At 65.4% G+C, this 20,047-nt stretch carries 2 protein-coding genes; both read right to left on the bottom strand.

The window, feature by feature from the left end; translation table 11 throughout:
* Positions 1-14: 14 nt before the first annotated feature.
* A complete protein-coding gene (locus tag KA248_01545; protein ID MBP7828581.1) occupies positions 15-17,837 on the bottom strand; it encodes a right-handed parallel beta-helix repeat-containing protein in 17,823 nt (5,940 codons plus the stop codon).
* 323 nt (positions 17,838-18,160) lie between these two features.
* Positions 18,161-19,816: a hypothetical protein gene (locus KA248_01540; protein ID MBP7828580.1), complete on the bottom strand. Its 1,656-nt coding sequence runs from the start codon at positions 19,814-19,816 to the stop codon at positions 18,161-18,163.
* Positions 19,817-20,047: the final 231 nt, after the last annotated feature.

The following is a 20,047-nucleotide window of genomic DNA, read 5'->3' as shown; positions in this document are numbered from 1 at the left end:
CCTGCCGCGCCCGCTTATTTCTGGATCACGTGATACAGCCTGTAGCGCCGGTTGCTGGACTCCGGATCCTCGTAGGTCAGGTCGCCGCCAAGGGTCGAGATGAAATTGGCCTGCTGGTAGGTTCCCGTTCCCGTCGGGGCATTGGTCCAGTGGATGACGATCTCGCGCCACTTGTTGGTTCCGACCACCACGTTGGTGCCCACGAGGTTGGTGTAGATATACGAGAGCACATTCGTCGTCAGGGACACGTTGGTGGCCAACTGGACCTGGTACTCCGCGTTCCACGCCCCGCGCCAGATGATCCGGTTGAGCGGCGGCTGCCGGTATTGCCGGCTTATCGCGAACTCGCCGAAGAAGATCTGGAAAGGCTCGTTGTTGACGTCCCAGTAGTTCGTGTCGGTGATGCCCACCACACGCCAGAATCCTCCGTACGTGTTGTAATACGGCGTGGTCGGCCAGACAATGTACTCCCTGTAAGCCGGCACGTTGTTGCTGATCGTCGTCCACGTGGCGCCGCCGTCGCCGGAATACTGCACGGCCACGGTGGTGTTGGTCGGCACGTTGCGCGCGTGCCAGATCAGGGGCTGCACGCTGTTGGACTCGCCGATGAAGAGGCTTTGGTTCAGGGTCCGCGCGTACAGGGCCGGCGTATCGTCGCCCTTGCTGGCATGGACCGTGCCCCCGTACGCCCCGAGGTTGGCCCGGAAGCCGTTCGGGGTCGGTTCGTTCGTCCACGACGACACCGGGTTGGCCTTGTCGATGGCCCACGAGGATTCCGCGTCGGTCGTCCAGCCCGAACCGTCCACCCACCGCCCGGCGGCGGACTGGAGGTGGAAATCCCCCTCGCCCAGGTTGGCGAACAGGGGATTGGTGATGGCGCTGCGGAAGTCCTTGTTCACGGCCAGTTGCCAGTCCATCAGGTTCGAGTACGCGCCCGCGATAGCCCCCGGCTCGGCGCCAAAGTAATAGCTGTTGTAATCCACCGTCGAGGAGTTCAACACATTGCTGTTGGAGAAATACAGCGCCACGCCGTTGCTGGAACTGAAATAGAAGATGTTGTTCTGGAGGGTGACTCCGACGGTATTCGTGGCCTGGATGCTCCCGCTCGTTCCCGATGCGCTGACAAGCGTGCAATGCTCGACCCGGGCCGTCCTGACCCCTTCCAACCAGAATCCGCCCTGGTTGTTGTTCCAGAACCGGCTGTTCCGCACCGTCAGGCCGTCGCTGGAGACCGCCACGACACCATAGGCGTTGGACATCGCCAAGACACGCTCGACCGTGATGGCGGCATTTGTTTCCAGCAACATCCCGTTGAGATTTCGCGCGACCGTCAGGTCGCGGAACGTCATGTGCGACGCCTTGACATCCAGCCCTGGCGTCAAGGGCGCGCCCGACCTGATCAGCACGGTGCCTTTCGCGGCGTAGTTGGTGCTGCCCTGGATCGTCACGGGCCCGTAGGCGGACTCGCCGCCGCGAGACCAGATGACGCGGAGGCTGGACGTGTTGGTATAGAACCCGGTGTCCATGTACACCACATCGCCCCCCTCCGTGTCATACGTGTTCAGGAGGGTCGCCAGCGAGGCCATGGGCGTCGCGGGCGAAAGCCCGTTGTTGGTGTCCGATCCCCGCTGGGTGGTGTACACGTCGTTCAGCGTATTGGAGTCGTTCACGTAGAACGGCAGGGGCGTGTTGCGGACGGCGAACGACTGTTCGGTGCGGCCCTCTACCGCCGTGTTGGTCTCCAGGACCACGCGCCACCACGCGAACAAGCTGGAGGGCACCAAGGTGGTATCCCAGCTATACTGGCCCTCGCTCGAGGGGATGCTGGCGGCAATGGTCACCGACGAAGCAAAGTTATTGGTGGAATATTCCAGGCGCACGAGGTCTCCAGGCCCCAGGTTGACCGAGGTCCAGCGGATGATATTGGTGCCCTTGAGCACCCCGCCGTCCCCGACAGTCAGCGCCATGAGCTGGGCCCCCGGGGGGCTCTTGCTGGCCTGCTCGGTGCCGCCGTAGGCGCCGAGGTTCACCCGGTCGCCGGCGGGGATCGGCTCGTTGGTCCAACTCGCCGTGAACGGATCGCCCATGTCGATGCAGGGCGAGTAATCGGCGTCGTTCGTCCAGCCGGAGGGAGTCCACCGCCCCATGGCCGACTGGAGATGGTAGTCGCCGCCCGCCTCATCGGCAAAGAGAGGATCGACGGACAGGCTGTGCGCGTCCAACCCGGTCGCCCGCTGCCAGTACAACAACTTTTCCCACCAGCCGATCCGGTTGCCGATCCAGGCCCCGTTACGCGCGACCAGGTTGTTGTAATCGGACTGGATCAACCCCTCCAGCCACTGGATGCAGAATCGATCGACCCCATCCGCCACCACGATGTTGTTCGTGAGAAACGCGTTGCCCAGGCCGGTCTTGCGGATCTGCGTGCCCGTGCCCACCAGCGTGTTATTCTGAACCTTCATTTCGCCGCCGGCCAGGGACACGGCGGGATTGGCCGAGCCGGCCACGAGGGAATTCAGCAGCCACACATTCGTTCCGCTCAAGGAGACCGAGCCCTGCTTCACGCTCAACCGGGTCAGGGTGTTGTACAACCCGGCGGCCGAGACAGTTCCGTTCTCCACCCGCAGAACCTCCGCCGTCTGGCCGTTGCCGGACAGGGAGACGTTGCCGTTGGTCGCGAACAGGTTCAGCAGTTGCACCCCGCCGCCGCTGACTTGCAACGGACTCTGCTGCAACACCAGGTCCCTCATCCGGACATACCGGGCTTCAACCGTGAACGGGTTGGGATCCCCGCTGACATTATGGATCACGGTCGCCAGGCTGTTGGTATTCCCGCGGAGTTCCACGGGCGCGCTCCGCAACCCCTGGTCCGCGGTCGTCCACTGCACCAGGTCGTTCGTGGTCAGGGAGTAGAGCCCCGTGTCCATCCAGATGATGTCGCCGCCCTCCAGGTCATAGGTCTCCAGCAGGTGGCGCAGCGTTGCCATCGGGATGCTGAAGTAGATCCCGAGGTTCGTGTCGCTGCCGGGCGCCGTGGTATAGATATCGCCCACCGGATTGGTGTCGTTGAGGTAAAAGTTGAAGGGCCCGTTGATGGCGAAGGAGGAATCCGTGGCATCCCACACGTTGGTGTCCGATTCCAGGACGATTCGCCAGCGCGCGATCGGGGAGAACGGCCAGCTCAAGCTGTTCCAGAAGTAGCCGCCCTCGGCCAACAGGACGTTGTTCGCCATGGGGCTCCAGGTGCCGCCGTTGTCGAAGGAGTAGTCCAGTCGGACCGTGTTCGTGGGGGTGTCGGCCAGACCGGCCCAGGTCAGCAGCACCAGACCTTCGCCGCGGCCGCCGGAGGACCCGGTCAACGCCAGCAGCCACTGGTTGGTCAGGCCCTTGCTCGCCTCGCCGGTGTTCCCGTACAGCCCGATGTTCCGGCGGCTCCCGTTGGGCTCCGGCTCCAGCGCATACGGGGAATCCGGGGCGCCCGTGTCAATGAGAAGCGAATGCTCGAGGTCGTTGGTCCAGCCTGCGCCCGGCACCCAGCGCCCCGCCACGCTGCGCAAGTGATAATCATCCCCTGCGGCATCGGCAAACAGCGGGTCCACCGACAGCGAGTTCAAGTCCTGCAGCGTACGCTGGTTCCACTGGAACAGCTTTTCGTAGACCGTGTCCTCGTACTCGGCCAGCGAGGCATCGTTGGCGAGGTAGTAGTTGTTGTAGTTGGCCAGGATGACGGAGCCGGTACTGACCATCAGGCAGACATTGGTAATGCCGTCCACGGACAGGACCGAGTTGCTGATCATCAGGGTGCCTTTTTCCAGCACCACGGCGGGCGCCCCGTTGGACCACAGCACGCACCCCTCGACCACGGTCTCGGCCAGGACATTGTTCAGCACCGAGCCGGACCCGCGGGTCACCACGCAGTTCTCGATGCGCGTGCCGGCCGTCTGCAGGAAGAAGCCGTACTGCCCGCCGCCGCGAAGCTGCAGGTTGCGGAAGAGATTGCCGCTGCTGAACAACGTGCTTTCTATGGACGTATCCAGATTCTCCAGCACGAAATTGCTCAACTCAATGTAGTTGGCCAGGACGAAGGTCATCCCCACGCCGCCCGCGAAAGGAGCGAACTGCCCGCGAAAGACCGTGCCGGTGCCGTCGCCATACGTGCTGCCCACCACCCGGACACGGGACGTCGCCGCCCCGGAATGAAGCGACGTGAACTCAATCGTGTTCGTGACGGGATACAGCCCCGTGTCCACGTAGAGGGTGTCGCCGCCTTCCAGGTCATACTGGAGGACGGCGTGCAGCGTATCCAGCGGGGTGGAGGCCGACAGGCCCGTATTCGTCGGATGGCCCGGCGCCGTGCAATACACATCGTTGTTCGTATCGGCGTCGTTCACGTAAAACGGGATGGGCCCGTTGCGGAGAATGAACGGCTTCGCGTTGACATCGAACAGGTTCGTATCGGACTGGAGCACCACGCGCCACCGCGCGAGGGGCGTCGAGGGCAACTCCGTGGCATCCCAGTAGTAGCCCGCCTGGGTCGCCGGCAGGTTGGAGACCACCGTGTTCCACGCGCCCCCGTTGTCCGGCGAGTATTCGAGCGTCACCAGGTCGGCCGCCGTCAAGCCGCGGCTCAACCAGTACAACTCCTTGGTCCCGGGCACCAGGCCGCCGTCGTCCAGGCTGGCGATCAGGAGGGCCCGGTCCGCCGCGTTGGTATTGCTCTTGCTCGCCTGCCCGCTGTTGGCGTACCGCCCGGCGTTCATCCGCCCGCCGTTCGGATTGAGCTCGTTGCCGAACGGCCCGTTGGCGGCACCGGCATCAATGGCCCAGGACGTCTGGGCGTCGTTGATCCACGTCGCCAGGGTGGGCGACCACCGGCCCGCCTGGCTCTGCAAGTGGAAATCCCCCATCCCGCCGGCGGCCAGGAGGGGATCGACGCGAACGCTGTGCGCATCCGCGTTCATCGTCCGCTGCCAGCTCTGGAGGGTGAGATGGTCGTACTCCCCATAGGCATCGCGGGCGAGAACCGCGGCCCCCTCGTTCCACAACACGTTGAAGTCAGCATTGACCGGGGAAAGGCTGACGCTGTAGAGCACGCTGGTCCCCGCGCCGTACAGGATGGAATTCGAAATCGCCACGGATCCCACGTTGGCCTGTATGGCGCCCGACCGGTTCTCCGAGAACACGCTGCGATCCCACGCGGCGTCGCTCTGGCCCTCGAGAATGAATCCCCAGGTCCGGTTGCTCCAGACCAGGCACCGATCGAAAAACGCGCCCTGCATGCCGGACGCGTCAATGCCCGTGCGGTTCTTGTAACTCTCCAGCCGGCGGAAGGTGATCTGCTCCACGTTCTCCACCTCCACCCCCTCCCCGGCAACCGTGATTTTCAGATCGCTGATCTCGATGTAGCGCGTGTCGTTCACGACCAGGCCCGAGCGGAAGTTGTTGTTGCGAACCAGCAGGCTTCCGTTGGTGCTGCCCAGGATGCGGATGGACATCGACGCCAACCCGCGGTTCAATTCGCCGAGAAACAGGTTGGTCGAGAGGTTGTACTCGCCCGTGTCAATGTACAGCGTGTCTCCCGCGGTCAGGGGATAGGTGGACATGGCGGCGACCGGATCATTCAAGGGCGAGTTGCTGCTCAAGCCGGAGTGGGCCGGGCTTCCCGGGGCCTTGCAGTACACGTCATTGAGCAGGCTGGCGTCGTTCACGTAGATCTTCAACACCTCGTTCTTGATGATGAACGGAGTGTCGCAGGCGTCCGCCACGTTGGTGTCCGCCTGGTATATCACGCGCCACCCGCCCTGCACGGTCACCGGCTGGGCGGACAAATCCCACGCGTATCGCCCCGTCCCGTTGACCACGTTGCTGGCAATAAGAAACCACTCCACCCCGTTATTCCGGGTGTATTCCAGCCGGACCAAGGCCCCGGTGGAGAGATTCCCGGAGGCCCAGACCAAGTCGCTGGTTCCCCGGACAATGCCTCCGGCATTCAGCGAGATGGCCAGCAGCCACGGATTGGTCGGGCTCAAGCTGGCCAGCGGGGTGTTCCCGTACGCGCCGATATTGATCCGCTGGCCGTTGGGATCGAGTTCGTTGGTCCACGCGGACGCCGGATCCCCGGTGTCGATCATCGGGGAGGTGACCGTGTCGTTGGTGATGGTTCCGTCCAGGCGGAAACGACCCGCCTTGCTTCTCAACCGGAAGTCGCCGTTGTCAGGATCGGCGAACAGGGGATCGTGGCTCAAGCTCTCGGGGTCCAAGCCCGCGGCCTGCCACTCGGTCAGGTTGCCGTAGAGATCGCTCCCGCCCACCAGCGTTTCCTTTTCCGCCAGGATGGCGCTGTCCTCGATCTGGTAGTTGTTGTAGTTCGCGGTCATGGAGGACGGCGATGTCGTGGGGTCCATCTGGAATACCCGCCGCCCGTACCCACTGGCCTGGAACACGCTGTTGCGCCACTCGTGCGAGCCCGCCGACGACAGGTCCACCGCATTGGCATTGCCCCAGATCACGCCGTTGATCCACAGGAGATCCGACTTTTCACTTTCGATGCCCACGCCGCCGGAGCCGCCGTTCTGCCACACGGTACACCCGCTGAATTCGAATCCGCTGGCCTCTTCCAGGCGCATTCCCTTGGACCCGTTGGCGATAAAGCGGACATTCTGGAAAGTGCAATCCTCGGACTGGAGCGCTTCCATTCCCGTCGCCGCGCTCCGCAAGGTCAGGTCGCGAAGATTGATGCCGGCCGCCGCCTTGAGGCGAATCACCGCGGTGTTGCCGCCGGAAATCTGGCGATTCAGAACCGTGCCCCCGGCCAGCCAGTTCGTGCTGCCCTGGATGGTTACCCGATTGGTGCCCGAGCCCGAATCCAGATCGTTGATGCCAATGTCGTCGGTCAGCAGGTACTCGCCCGTGTCCACGAAAATGATGTCCCACGGCTCAAGACGATACGTGTTGAGCACGTCCTGAATGGAGGCCTTGGGCCAGTACGGCGTGGTGCCGCGAAGACTGGCGTGCCCCGGCACCGTGGTATAGATGTTCCCGTTCGTCGAGGAGTCGTTTACAAAGTACCATATCGAACCCGAGGCGTCGCGAAGGGTGAACGGGACCCGGGAGGTTACCACGAGATCGGGATCCAGGGCGCTGATCAAGCGCCATTCGCCGGCGGCCGTTCTCTCGAACGGCGCCAGGTCCCACACGTAGGCCCCGGAGGAACCCAGCAGGTTCGTGGCAATGTTTGTCCAGTAGTTCAGGCCGCTCAACCGGTTGTAGTCGATGTACAACGAATGCCCCGCGGCGGCGCCCCCAGCCACCCAGTACAGGGTCTGGGTGCCCTGGATGGACCCGCCGTCGTTCAGTGTAATGAGCGTCAGCCAGGCATTGGTCGGGGTCTGGCTGGCTTGCCAGGTGTTGCCGTACAAGCCGATATTGATCCGGGCCCCGCTCGGTATCGGCTCGTTGAAATAGGACGAGGAAGGATTGCCGGAATCGATCAACTTGGAGAAGTCGTTGTCGTTCGTCCAGGTCCCGAGCAGGGGATCGTATCGGCCGCTCGGGCGCGTGGTGCGAAGGTGGAAATCGCCCTGGCCGGCATTGGCGAATTTCGGATCCTCGGTCAGGGTATGAGGCTCCGTCCGCGTGAAGGCGCCCCAGGCGTGAACGGATTCATAGCGCGACGTGCGGCCGCCACCTGTGAGAAGCCCGCCGGCCAGCGCGTTTTCCGCCAGGTAGATGTTGTTGTAGTCGGAGGACACCACCACACCTTGCTTGTACACGTGGGCGAGGGCGTCCTGCCCAAAGACCCCGATAACGCTGTTCTCCAGCGTCATCACGTGGATTCCGATATCCGCCGAATCCACGTACGTGCCGAGGTTGTTGGACCAGAGCACTCCGCTTCGCCAGGCCACGCCCCGGGTGTCGGCCAGGGCCAGGCCACGCCCGGCGTTGTTCCGGCTAACGCAGTGCCGCATGTCGAAATAGTCTGTTTCCTGCAGTTCGAATCCGTCGGCGCCGTTCTCCGCGTACACCCACTCGGCCCTCCCGTAATGGGCCCGGTAGGCCGAAAGGCCCGTGGCGCCCTCCCTCAAAGTGAAATGGCGCAACCAGGTCCCCGGCGCCGAATCGAGGTAGAAAAGATCCCCGGCGCCGAATCGCGTGAACACCGACCCGCTCGCCGCCTCGTTGGTGCTGCCATGGAACACGACGAAGTTGGTTTCGATCCCCTGGGCCAGCAGGGCTAGATTCGTGCCGTCGAAGGCGTCCAACCGGCCGATCCTTATCGCGTCCGACACCGTGTACTCCCCGGTATCCACGAAGACCGTGTCACCGGGCTCCAGATCCCACATGTCCAGCACCGCCTGGACCGCGTTCAACGGCGACGACGGCAGGGTGCCGGTGTTCAACGCGCTTCCCCGGGCCGCGGTGTAGACATCCCCGTTGGTCACCGGATCGTTGACGTAGAAGTTCAGCCGCTCATTCCGGAGCGCGAAGAGCGCCGCCGTCTGGTCCCACGCGGAGAGATCCTGTTCGCTCCAGACCCGCCACACGCCGCGAATGGAGGACGTATAGGACTGGCTGTCCCACACGTATACGCCGGATGCCGCGGGCACGTTACTGGCGATCAGGGACCATGAGGCGCCCGCATCGGCGGAGTAGTCCAGGCGCACGGTGTGACCCGTGGCGACGCCGCGCGCCAGCCAGAACAAGGGGATCACACCCTCCGCCCGGCCGCCGTCATTCAGGGAGATGACGGTCAGGACGGCGTTGGTCGGAGTGCGGCTGGCCTGGGCGGCATCGCCGTACAGCCCGATGTTGCGGCGGAACCCGTTCGGCGCGGTCTCGTTGGTCCAGGTCGACGACGGGTCCCCGGCATCGAGGAGCGGCGAGCTTTCTGCATCCGGGACCCAGTTGGTCAGCGCCACGCTGTATCTTCCGGCCTGGCTCTTCAGGTGGAAATCGCCCGTCCCGGCGTCCACGAAGAGGGGATCGCGGGTCAGGGTGGCCTGATCCTGGCCGGTGGCCCGGGTCCAGCGGGACACGGAATCGTAGATGGCCGGCAGGGGGGAGGCCGAGAGATAGGCGGCCTGCGCCCCATCGCCCAAGTACAGGGCGTTGTAGTCGGCGCTCACATTCCCGCCCACGGGATCATAGGAGTACACGTAGCTGTTGCTGCCGAACGCCCCGGCTACCGTCTCCATCATGGAGGCGCTGCCCGACGCGACGTACAGGGCCGTGGCGTTGGACCAGAGGATCCCGCTCTCCCAATCCACGCCGGGCGACGCCACGCTCAACCCGGCGCCGCTCAAGCCGCGGGCCACGCAATGCCGGAAGTCGGCTTCGGAAGACTCGCTCACCTGGAACCCCGTGGTCCCGTCCTCCACGCGCACCCATTCCGTCGAACACCTTCGGGCCGTGGTCAGGCGGACCCCTGTGATATAACCCCGCAACAGCAGATGGCGGAGGGATACGGCGTCGGTCTCATAGAGGTGGAAGCCGTTGGTGCCCCCGTTGCCGACAAACACGGAACCGCCAGCGGCCTCGTTGGTGCTTCCCTGAATCACTACGGGAATACTGTTGGAATAATTGCCGGCGTCGAGCTGTCCTATCACGGTCCCATTGCGGCTGGTATAGAATCCGGTATCCACGTAGACCACGTCGCCTTCTTCCAGGTCCCAGGCGTCCAGCACGGTCTGCAGCGAGAGCTGCGGCGCCTCGGCGGAGAGACCGGAATTAGTGGCATGGCCGGGCCCGGCGGCATACACGTCGCCGTTCGTCGAGGCGTCGTTGACGTAGAAGGAGAACGGTGCGTTGCGCAGGGCAAAGACCGTTTGCGAACGCGCCCATACGTTGGTGTTGGCCTCGCTGCGAACCTCCCACACGCCCAGCATAGTCGAGGGCTGCAACGTCGTATCCCAGGAAAACACGCCGGCGGCGGCCGGCAGTCCGTTGGTCAGCACGACCCAGGTCTGACCGCCGTTCCAGGAGAAGGAGATCTTCACGGTATGCCCGGTCGCCTCCCCGCCGGCGAGCCAGTACAACGGCTGGGCCGTTCCCTGGGCGCGCCCGCCGTCGTTCAGGCTGACGACCGTCAGGCGGGCATTGGTGGGCGTGAGGCTGGCCTCGGCGCTGTTCCCGTGCAGGCCGATGTTCAACCGTAAACCGTTCGGGGCCGGCTCGACGGAGAAATCGTCGCCCGGCCCGCCGGCGTCAATAAGCACGGATGTATTGGTGTCGCTGTAGACGTAGTTCGTCGTGGCCCGCGAGAAGCGGCCGCCCTGGCTGCGCGGGTGGAAATCCCCGGCGACCGGGTCCGCGAAAAGGGGCTCGTGCGACAGGCTATGCGCGTCGAGGCCGGTGAGCCAGGCCCATCGCGACGCGGTATCCACGATCTCCGGGATCCACAGGGTCGGCCGCAGCGCCGCGCGCGCGCCCTCGCGAAGCACAATGTCGTTGTAGTCCGCCCGCAGGGCGGCGTCGTTGCCTTGGTAGGCATAGCTGGACGGCCCCCAGGCCGCGATGACGCTGTTGGATACCGCCAGGCTGTTGATCAGTGTGCTGCCCAACCAGCTTGACAGGAGCACCCCAACGCGGTTCGACCAGAGAACACCGCCCGTCCACAGCGTGTTGCTGGAAGACCCGTTGAACAGGCCCACGGAGGTCATATCCGACGCCGCGCAGTTCCGCAGCGTCGTGTCTGCCGCCCCGCCCGCCAGGAATCCCACCGCTCCTCCACGGGCGATCACGCGCTCCAGGCGGACATCCTTGGCCTGCGCGACCAGCACGTTGGTTCGGGCCCCGCCGTCCAGGAACAGGTCCTGCAACTTCACGCCCGCCGCGGATGTCACGCGTACGCCTGCCGGCTGCCCGGCCACCTGCAGCACCGTCCCGCCCGCCCCGTAGTTCGTGCTGCCCCGGACCTCGAGCAGCAGCGGATCGTCGCGCCGCCCGCCGTCGGCCTGCCCGATCGACACCACGGCCGCGCTCCCCGTGTACACGCCGGTGTCCACATAGACCGTGTCGCCGGCCTCAAGGTCATACGCGTCAACAATCGACTGCACCGAGGGCTTCGGCTGTCCCTCGCGCAAGCCCGAATTGGTAGAGGAACCCGTCGCCGAGGTGTACACGTCGCCCGTGGGATTCGTGTCGTTGACGTAGAACAGGAAGTTCGTGTTGCGCAGGGCGAACGGGGTATCGTTGCGGCCCCACACGGCCGGCTGAATCTCGCTCTGCACGCGCCAGACGCCGAACAGCGAGGACGTGAAGCCCGTCGTGTTCCAGGTGTAGATCCCGTTCGTGGCGGGCAGGCCGGTGGCGATGACCTGCCAGTTGGTCCCCGAGTTCCATGAAAAATCCAGCCTCACGGTATGGCCCGTGGCATCGCCCCCGGCGAGCCAGCGCAAGGGAACCGCCGCCCCGGAGGCCACGCCGCCGTCGTTCAGGCTGATCACCTTCAGCACGCTGGCGGTCGGCGTCTTGCTCGCCCACGCGGTGTTGGCGTACAACCCGATGTTGACCCGCCGCCCGTTGGGATCGGGCTCCTCCACGTACGGCGCCGTGGCCAACCCGGCGTCCAGCAGGCGCGACGACTCCGTGTCCCCGGTCACGAACACGCCGGCCGACGGATCGTAACGGCCGGCCACGCTCTTGAGATGGAAATCGCCCGCGCCCGCGTCAAAGAAGCCCGGGTCGCCGGACAGGCTGTTGACATCCTGCGTGCTTCCAACCCTCCAGCGTTCCACCGAGTCGAACAGGTCATTGAAGATCGGCATGGTCCGCTCGGCCACGTAGGCGCCTCCCGCCAGGTGGATCCCATTATAATCGGCCGCCAGAGCGCCGGATTGGATGGAGTAGAGGCGCGCGGCAGACCCCCAGACGCTCGCAATGCTGTTCGACATCACCACGCGATTCTGCGGCGGCGGAATGTCCAGATTCCCGCGGGGACTTGAAGCCAGCAGCACGCCCACCCGGTTGGACCACAACACGCCGTTCTGCCACACGGTGTTCGTGGAACGCACGTTGTGCAGGCCACAGGTCGTCGCGTTCATGGCCACCGCGTGATCCAGCAGCACGTTGCGGGACGCCTCCACCTCGTACCCGTACCCCCCCGCCTCCACCCTGGTCCACTCGGCGAAGCAGTTGGTCACCACGTAGAAGAAAATCCCCGAGCCCGCCCTTCGCACGGTCAGGCGCTTCAGTTCGATCCCGGCGGTGTTCTCCACGCGAATCCCGGTGGCCTTGCCCTGAAAATCCATCACGGTGCCGCCGGCGGCCTCGTTGGTGCTGCCCTGGATGAGCACCGTGTTCGTGGCCGCGCCCACGATGGACGCCCCGATGGTGATCGTGCTCGGGGGATAATACGTCCCGGTGTCCACGAACACGCGGTCGCCCTCCTTGAAGTAGTACCGGGAGAGCAGCGTGCTCAAGCTGTCCAGGGGATAGTCCGGGCTGATGCCGTCGTGGGCCGACGAACCGGGCGCGTTGCAGTAGACGTCGCCGTTGGTGCTCGCGTCGTTGATGTAGTACGTCAGGGGCGCGTTGTTGACCGTGAAGAAGACGGCGTTGGAGGCCGTAATGGACGTGTCGGTTTCGTCCACGAAACGCAATCCCCCGCGCGGCGTGGACGGCACGAGGTCCGTGGCCCAATTCCATACCCCCGCCGCCGCGGACACGTTGGTGGCCAGGTTGGTCCAGGTCATGCCGCCATCCCACGAGTACTGGATGGTCACCAGGCGCCCCGTCGTCGCGCCGCCGGCCAGCCAGTAAATGTCGTTCGTCCCGCGGATGCTACCCCCGTCGTTCAGCGAAAGCACCAGGAGCCAGCCGTTGGTCGGACTCAAGCTCGCCTGCGGGTGGTGGCCGTACGGCCCGATATTGATCCGGCTGCCGTTCGGGACCGGTTCCTGGCTGAAAGCCCATGAGGGATTTCCCGCGTCCAGCAGCGGCGAGGTCTGGCCGTCCAGGATATCGAAGGCGCCCGTCGAGGGATTGTAGCGGCCCGCCTTGCTCCGGGGCCGGAAATTGCCCAGCAGCGGGTCGGCAAACAGCGGAGGATGGGTCAGGCTGAACAGGTCGTTGGTGGAGATCTCGCGCCAGCGGGCCATGTCGCGGGCCGTGTACAGGCCCGCGATCCCCAGGGTGGCCCCGGCATGCGCCAGGACGTCGTTGTAGTTCGCCTTCAACAAGGCGTTGGAGGCCAGGGTGTAGACAACCTTCCCCGAACCGGAGGCTTCGATGACGCTGTTGGTGATCGCGGCATCGCCGGCCGCGAGGTACACCCCGCCCGCCGTGTTGGACCAGACAACCGACTGATGCCATTGCAGGCCATCGGCTTGCTGGCCGAGCAGTCCGAGGCCCGTGTTGTGATGAGAGGCCGAGTGGCGGAACGTGACATTGGTGGAGTACCGCACCTCGACGCCCGCACCGCTGTGTCCCGAACTGCGGAGCCCGCTGAAGAAGACGTTGGCCGACTGCTCAATGCGGGCTCCCGTCTCGGCGCCCTGTAACGCCAGGTTCGACACCGCCGTCCACCGCGCGTAGAACGCGGACAGGGCGATGCGCGAGGAGCCCGAGCCGCCCCGGACCAGCAGGCTGCCGCCGGCCGCGTCGTTCGTACTGCCCAGGATGCGCAGGGCCGCGGCTTCCGAGCCGGAACGCTTTCGCGAGATCACGGCATCTACCAGGCTGGTATAGGTGCCTGTGTCCAGCCGTACCTGGTCGCCCGGCTCCAGGTCATAGCGGGCCAGGGCGGAGGCCAGATCGATCATCGGGGCGGAGACCGAGGCCTCCCAGTTGGTGGCATTCCCGGGGGCCGTGCAGTAGACGTCCCCGTTGGTCGAACTGTCGTTCAGGTAGATCGTCAGGGGCAGGTTGCGCACGGAGAAGAAATTCGTCGCCTGGTCCGAAAGCGCGGGTTCCGTGACGCTGACCACCCGCCAGAGCCCGGCGGGCGTGTCGGCCGAGGCCCGGGTGTTCCAGGCAAACAGCTCGGTGGCCGCGGGCACGCCGTTGGTCAGCGTCGTCCAGGTCCGCCCCCCGTTGCCGGAGAATTCGACCTTCAGCAGATGGCCCGTCGCCGCGCCGCCGGCCACCCAGTGCAGCGTGCTGGTGCCGCGCACCCAGCCGCCCTCCCGCAGGCTGGCGGCGTACAGCCAGTTGCTCGCGCTGCGCTTGCTCGCTTCGGCCGTGTTCCCGTACAGGCCGATGTTGATGCGCAAGCCGTTGTAGGCGGTCTCGTTGGTGAACGCCGCCGCCGGATCGCCCGCGTCAATCAACGGCGAGGTCACGGTGTCGAAACCCGGATTCCAGCCCACGCCCGGGATCCATCGGCCGTCGCGCTGGTTGGTCTGCGGATGGAAATCCCCATCGCCCGGATCGGCGAAGCGCGGATCGGCTTCAAGGCTTCGGCTTTCCTGCCCGCTCTCCGCCGTCCAGTCGGCCAGGGAGTCCAGGTTGCGGTTCAGGGTCCCGATATACCCGATCACCGCATTGCTTGCGGCATGAAGGGCATTGTAATTCCCCCAGATATTAGTGGCCGTGGCCGCGTGGTAGGCATAGGCGTCGGGCGCCTGGACCGCCACGGCGCTGTTGCTCAACACCACCCGGCCGGCCGTCACGCGCACCCCGAACCGGTTGGCCCAGAGCACGCCGCGCCCGAACTGGACCAGGGAGGACTCCCCGCCTACGGCCACCCCGTTGCTCGAGCAGTTCGCCGCAACGCACTGATCCAGCCACACGCCCGCCGAGCCTTGGATGTCAAAGCCGGTGCCCGCCCGGCGCACGGACACGCGGGACAGCCGGGTTCCCGTGGACCCCGCCAGTTGAATCCCCGCGCCCACGTTGGTGATCACCAGGTCACGGATAGCGTACCACGCCGCGTTGTTGAGCCGCAGCCCGGACCGCGTGATCACCGTCCCCCCCGCCAGCTCGTTCGTGCTGCCCTGGATCTCCACGGGCGCGTTGCTGACCCCGGAATACAGGGCGCCGATCTCCTGCACGCTGTTGAACACGTACGTCCCCGTATCCATGAAGATGATGTCCCCGGCCTGAACTTCATGCGCCGCCAAGAGGGACTGCAGGGTCAGCTTGGGCGCGCCCGCGGAGGTCCCCGCGTTGGCGTCGCTGCCCGGCGCCGAACAGTACACATCGCCGTCCTGGGACGGGTCGTTCAGGTAGTACTCGTACCGGCCGTACTGGTAGGTGAAGTTCGTCCGCGTCGTGGCGCTGATGACGTTGGTGTCGGCCTCGTATACCACGCGCCAGCGCGACAGCCGGCTGGAGGCGAAGTTCGTGCTGGCCCAGTCGTAGTAGCCCGTCGCGGCGGAGACATTGGTCTCCACCACTTCCCAGGAGGTCCCGCCGTCCCGGGACAACTCGATGCGCACCGTGGCGCCGGCCGCCATGTTGCCCGCCCGCCAGTACACCCGGTCGCCCAGCTCGGCGTTCAGCACGCCGCCGTCGTTGTAGCTCAAGGCCAGCAGCCAGGCGTTGGTCCGGCTCTTGCTCGCTTCCGCCGTGTTGCCGTACACCCCGATGTTCACGTTGGTGCCGTTCGGCCAGGGCTCGTTCGCGTACGGGGCCGAGGGCGGGCCGAAATCAATCATGGGGCTGTGGTTGGTGTAGACGACCCACACGCCGTTGGACCGCGTGCCGGTGACGCTGCGCGGATGAAAGTTCGTCCGGGCCGGGTCGGCGAACAGCGGGTCGCGGACGGTACAGTTCCACCAGCCGCTCAACCCGTCCTGCATCAGGGCCAGGTTGGGATAGGAGGCGTGCAGGACCGTGTTCCAGAAGATATTGTAATCGCCGGCCCCGGGCGGCGTGGCGCCGGCGAAGGCCGTGCCGCCCACAATGACGGTGTTGCTCACGCTCCACTGCGCGGGCGTGGACGGGAAGAACGCGGTCGTGTTGCTCCAGCACACGCCGTAGTCCCACGCAATGCGATCCACGAATCCGTTCACGCCGACGGTATTGTGCGCCGCGGCGCAGCGCAGGAAGGTGTGGTCGCTGGCGGAATTGCCCTGGAACCCGTTCACGTTTCCCCGGGCCGTCACGCGCTCCAGCGTGGCCCGGCTGGCGCCGACCAACCAAACCCCATACCGCCCGCCGGCGACCGTCAGGTCCCGCACGCGAACCCAGTTGGCCCCTTGCAATACCAGCACATCCGAGGCCGCGCTCCTCCGGTCCAGCACCGTGCCGCCCGCCGCGGCGTTGGTGCTCCCCTGGATCGTCATCACGAGGTTGGACCGTCCGCCGTACGACGAGGACACGGTCGCCGTCTGGCCCGTGTAGGTCCCGGTGTCCACGTAGATGATGTGGTCCGCGGACACGGGATACGCAGCTAAAACGCCCTGGATGCTGTTCTTGGGCGTGGCCGGGGTCAATCCGTCCTGACCCTCCGCCCCCGCCGCGGTGGTGTAGACATCGCCGTTGGTCACCGCGTCGTTGACGTAGTACATGACCGGGGTCAGGCCCCGGAGGGCGAAATTGGTCGGGCACGCGTCGAAGACGTTGGTGTTCGCCTCGCGGACCACGCGCCACCAGGCCACCGGCGTCGAGGTCGCCGACGAGGCGTTCCAGAGGTACGTCCGGTTGGTGACGGCCAGGTTGGTCACGATGTTCACCCAGGTGGCCCGGTTGTCGGGCGAATACTGGAGGCGGACGGTCTCCGAGGTCGGGATGTTGCCGTACGTCCACGTGAGCCGCCCCGTCTGGTAGAGGGTTCCGGCATCGGGATAGGACAGGGTCAGCAGCCAGGCGTTCGTCTGCGACTTGCTGGCCCAAGACGAGTTCCCATAGGCCCCCGCGTTCACACGCTGGCCGTTGGGATCGGGCTCGTCAGCGTAAGCGGAGGCCGGGTCGCCGAAATCAACCAGCGGGGAATGCGCGGAATCGTTCGTGTATCCGCCGATTCCCGGGTCGTACCGCCCGCCCAGGCTGCGGGGATGGAAATCCCCCGCACCGGGATTGGCCAGCAGCGGATCGCGCACGGTCGAGTTCCAGTACGATGTCACCCCCCCCTGCAAGGCCGACAGAAAACGGTAGTCGCCGTGGGGAATCCCGCCCCAGAAAATGTTGTAGTCGCCCATCGGGATGAATTGCGAGAAAGCGGTCCCGGCGCCCATCATGCTGTTGCTGACGCCGCCGGATGCACTCTGCTGCGTCTCGAGCTGGAAGTGGGTGGGTTGGCCGTACATCACGCCGCGATCCCAGAAGATGGTCGACAGGAACGAACGCATGCCCGCCGTCGTGTTGGAAAAAGCCACGCAGTTGCGATACACGGCATCGCCGGACCCCGAGTGGTGAAAGCCATACAGGGAGTTGTATTGAGCGCGCACGAAACGCACCTGGTGCCCGATGGGCGCCCCGTCAAACTGGACTCCGCTCCGGCCCTTGGTCAGCGTCAAATGCCGGAGATCGATGTAGTTGACGGCGACCAGGAAAACGTCCGCCCCCGAATGATTTCGCTCGAACACCGAGCCGCCGTACGCGTAATTCGTGCTGCCCTGGAAAATGATCGGATTCCCGGACGCGCCGGAGTTGGTGATGGTGACGGTGTAGTTGGAGTAGGTGCCCGTATCGATGTACACGATGTCGCCGGCGGCCAGCGACCGGGTCGCCAGCAGGTTGGTGACGGTCAACTTCGGGGCGGCGGGCGTGTTTCCAGAAAAGGCATCGCTGCCCGCCACGGAACAATAGACGTCGCCGTTCGTCGAGCCGTCATTCACGTAGTACGACGCGCCGAAGACCGCCCACCCGCCGTGAAACAGGATGGCCGTGGAGAGTAACACCCGCGCGAATCCGGACCGTCCCCTTGCGCGCCCGACTGCCTGAATGGCTTTCATGACTGCACCGCCTTCCTGTGCACAAGCCTTGGCCGAAGACACCGAAGCCCCCGCTGGCGCCAAGCTTAAATCGCTTTACTCGCCGCGGACGGGCCTTGCCTGATCATGGTTCTAGAACTACTAATTCTTATTGTTAAGTATACCCAAGGCCCATGCAATGTAAATGCCATCCGGAAAGCCATTTGGAAGCTTCTTGCGCGACGGACATTGCACCGGAGGTTTCGCGCGGGGGGGCTGCCGCGCAACCGGGCGTTTCAACGAAACTGATTCACCCACCAGGCCGGCGGGCGGGGGTCTTGATACCCGAGAAGACGGGAGAAAGGCTATTCCACAGGCGCCGGTGGCTCGCGGCGGAAGATCAGGTACTTGTCTTCCTGCGGCCCCCACACCGGGTGATCCCGCCGGAAGGTCTCCTCCTTGACCAGCGTCCAGTTCGCCGGAGGCGGCTCGCCGCGAATAATCCCGTGAACCGGCCAGTGCTGATGCTCCCGGTTGTTCAGGAGGATGTAGGTCGCGCCCCGCTCCCCGGCCCAGTAGTCCACCCGTTCGGACGTCCCGTACGGCAGGAAGATCCTCCGCTCCGGATGGTCGAGGTCGAACTCCAGGGACAGCGAAAGCGAATTGGCCATGACCACCGCATCCGTCGGGAGGTTCTGGCGCAGCCAGCGGGCCATCGCGCGCTGGTTGTCCCATATCCATGCCTCGTCCCGGTGAGTCCGGAACTCTCCCCGGGCCGACATCCCCGCCAGCAGCACGAGCAGGCCCGTCCATCCCAGCTTCCGCCAGGGCCCGGACCACAGGCCGGGGGAGAGCACCACAAAGGCGCAGAGGAGGATCAACAGGAAGGGCAACTGCGCGACAAGCCACTTGGGATAGATGTAGCTGATGCTCACGCCCAGCGGGAACGCCGACAGGATCAGCAGGAGAAATAAGGCCGCTCTCCAATGCGCGCCGCGAAGGCCGACCCAGGCCGCGACGAGCAGGAGCGCCGCGAACCACGCGTTACCGAGCCGGAACGCCTGGGGGAAGGCAAACTCGCTGTAGGCGCGCAGCACGGCCAGGAGGTTCGGGACATAGCGCCGACCCATCTCCGCCCGGTGGGTCCAGAGCCAGCGCGCCGCGCCCACCCGCCGGAACTCCTGGATGGCCTCCTCGTAACCTGAATCCAGGCTGTAAAGAAACTTCGAGTCGAAGGCCCGGGGACCGAGCACTACGTTGCTCATGCGCGGGTTGATCCACTTCATGCCGCCGCCGCCGGACTCCTGCAGGGCGAAATGCGGGACCAGCAGCGCCACATACACGAGCAACCCGACCGCGATCTTCCCCGCCGCCGGCTTCCAGGTCCGCCCATGAACCAAAAACACCCACCCCGTGAACGCCGCCGCGGCCACCATGGCTTCGAGCGGCCGGAAGTAAACGCCCAAGGCCAGCAGCGTGAAGGCCGCCAGCAACCGGCCCCACCGGATTCCCGATCCGCAGAGCATGGGCGCGCCGACCGCGCAGGCGCCGACCAGACAAGCACCAAACACGGGCTCCGGCTGCGAACTGACCGCCCAATTCAACATGGCCGGATTGGCCGCCATCCAGAGACCGGCCAGCCACGCGATTTCATCCCGGCCGAACAGGCGGCGCGCCAGGACCATGCCCAGTGCCACGATCAGGCTCCCGGCCGCCACGGTGAACCACTGCAGCGTCTGCGCGGGATCGAGCCCGTGCCGATAGGCCAGCCCGGCCAGCAGGACGGGTATCTCCGGCCAGATAGACGATAGCGCGCCCGGCACCCCCTTTGCCCAGTAGACCCCCTGGTGCACGATATGGCCGACATCCGAGCGCGCCGGATAGGCCTCCCGGGCCAGTTGAATACGCAAGCCAAGCCCGAGGCCAAACAGGAGCACGTACACCAGCCATCGCCAAGCCCTGGACGGCGCCCTGCCCCCGTCCTCCGCCCCGGACGATACGACATCCTGCATTTGCGACATGACCATGTCCCCGTTCGATGCTTCAGGTCCACGCTCCTCGCGCACCCGGCCAAGCCGCCGGATATATAAGGCATGAAGGGGCCGCGGTCAACCACCCGCGACCCACCCAAATCCGCGCGTAAGCATGGCGTTCGCTCGGGCATGCCCTGTGCACGCCGCTGTGTCTTTGCGGCTCGCGTGGACGCTCGCCCTCCAAACCGGTTTCTATACGATGCAGGGGGATTCCCCTCC

This window comes from Kiritimatiellia bacterium, from assembly GCA_018001225.1.
In the GTDB taxonomy this organism is placed as follows: Bacteria; Verrucomicrobiota; Kiritimatiellia; order CAIQIC01; family JAGNIJ01; genus JAGNIJ01.
Note: the sequence above shows the minus strand (reverse complement) of the source record. Positions and strands in the feature narration are given on the sequence as shown.

Coding starts and splice junctions, on each gene's coding strand:
- KA248_01540 (MBP7828580.1), bottom strand. CDS start 19,816: ATGTCGCAAATGCAGGATGTCGTATCGTCCGGGGCGGAGGACGGGGGC.
- KA248_01545 (MBP7828581.1), bottom strand. CDS start 17,837: ATGAAAGCCATTCAGGCAGTCGGGCGCGCAAGGGGACGGTCCGGATTC.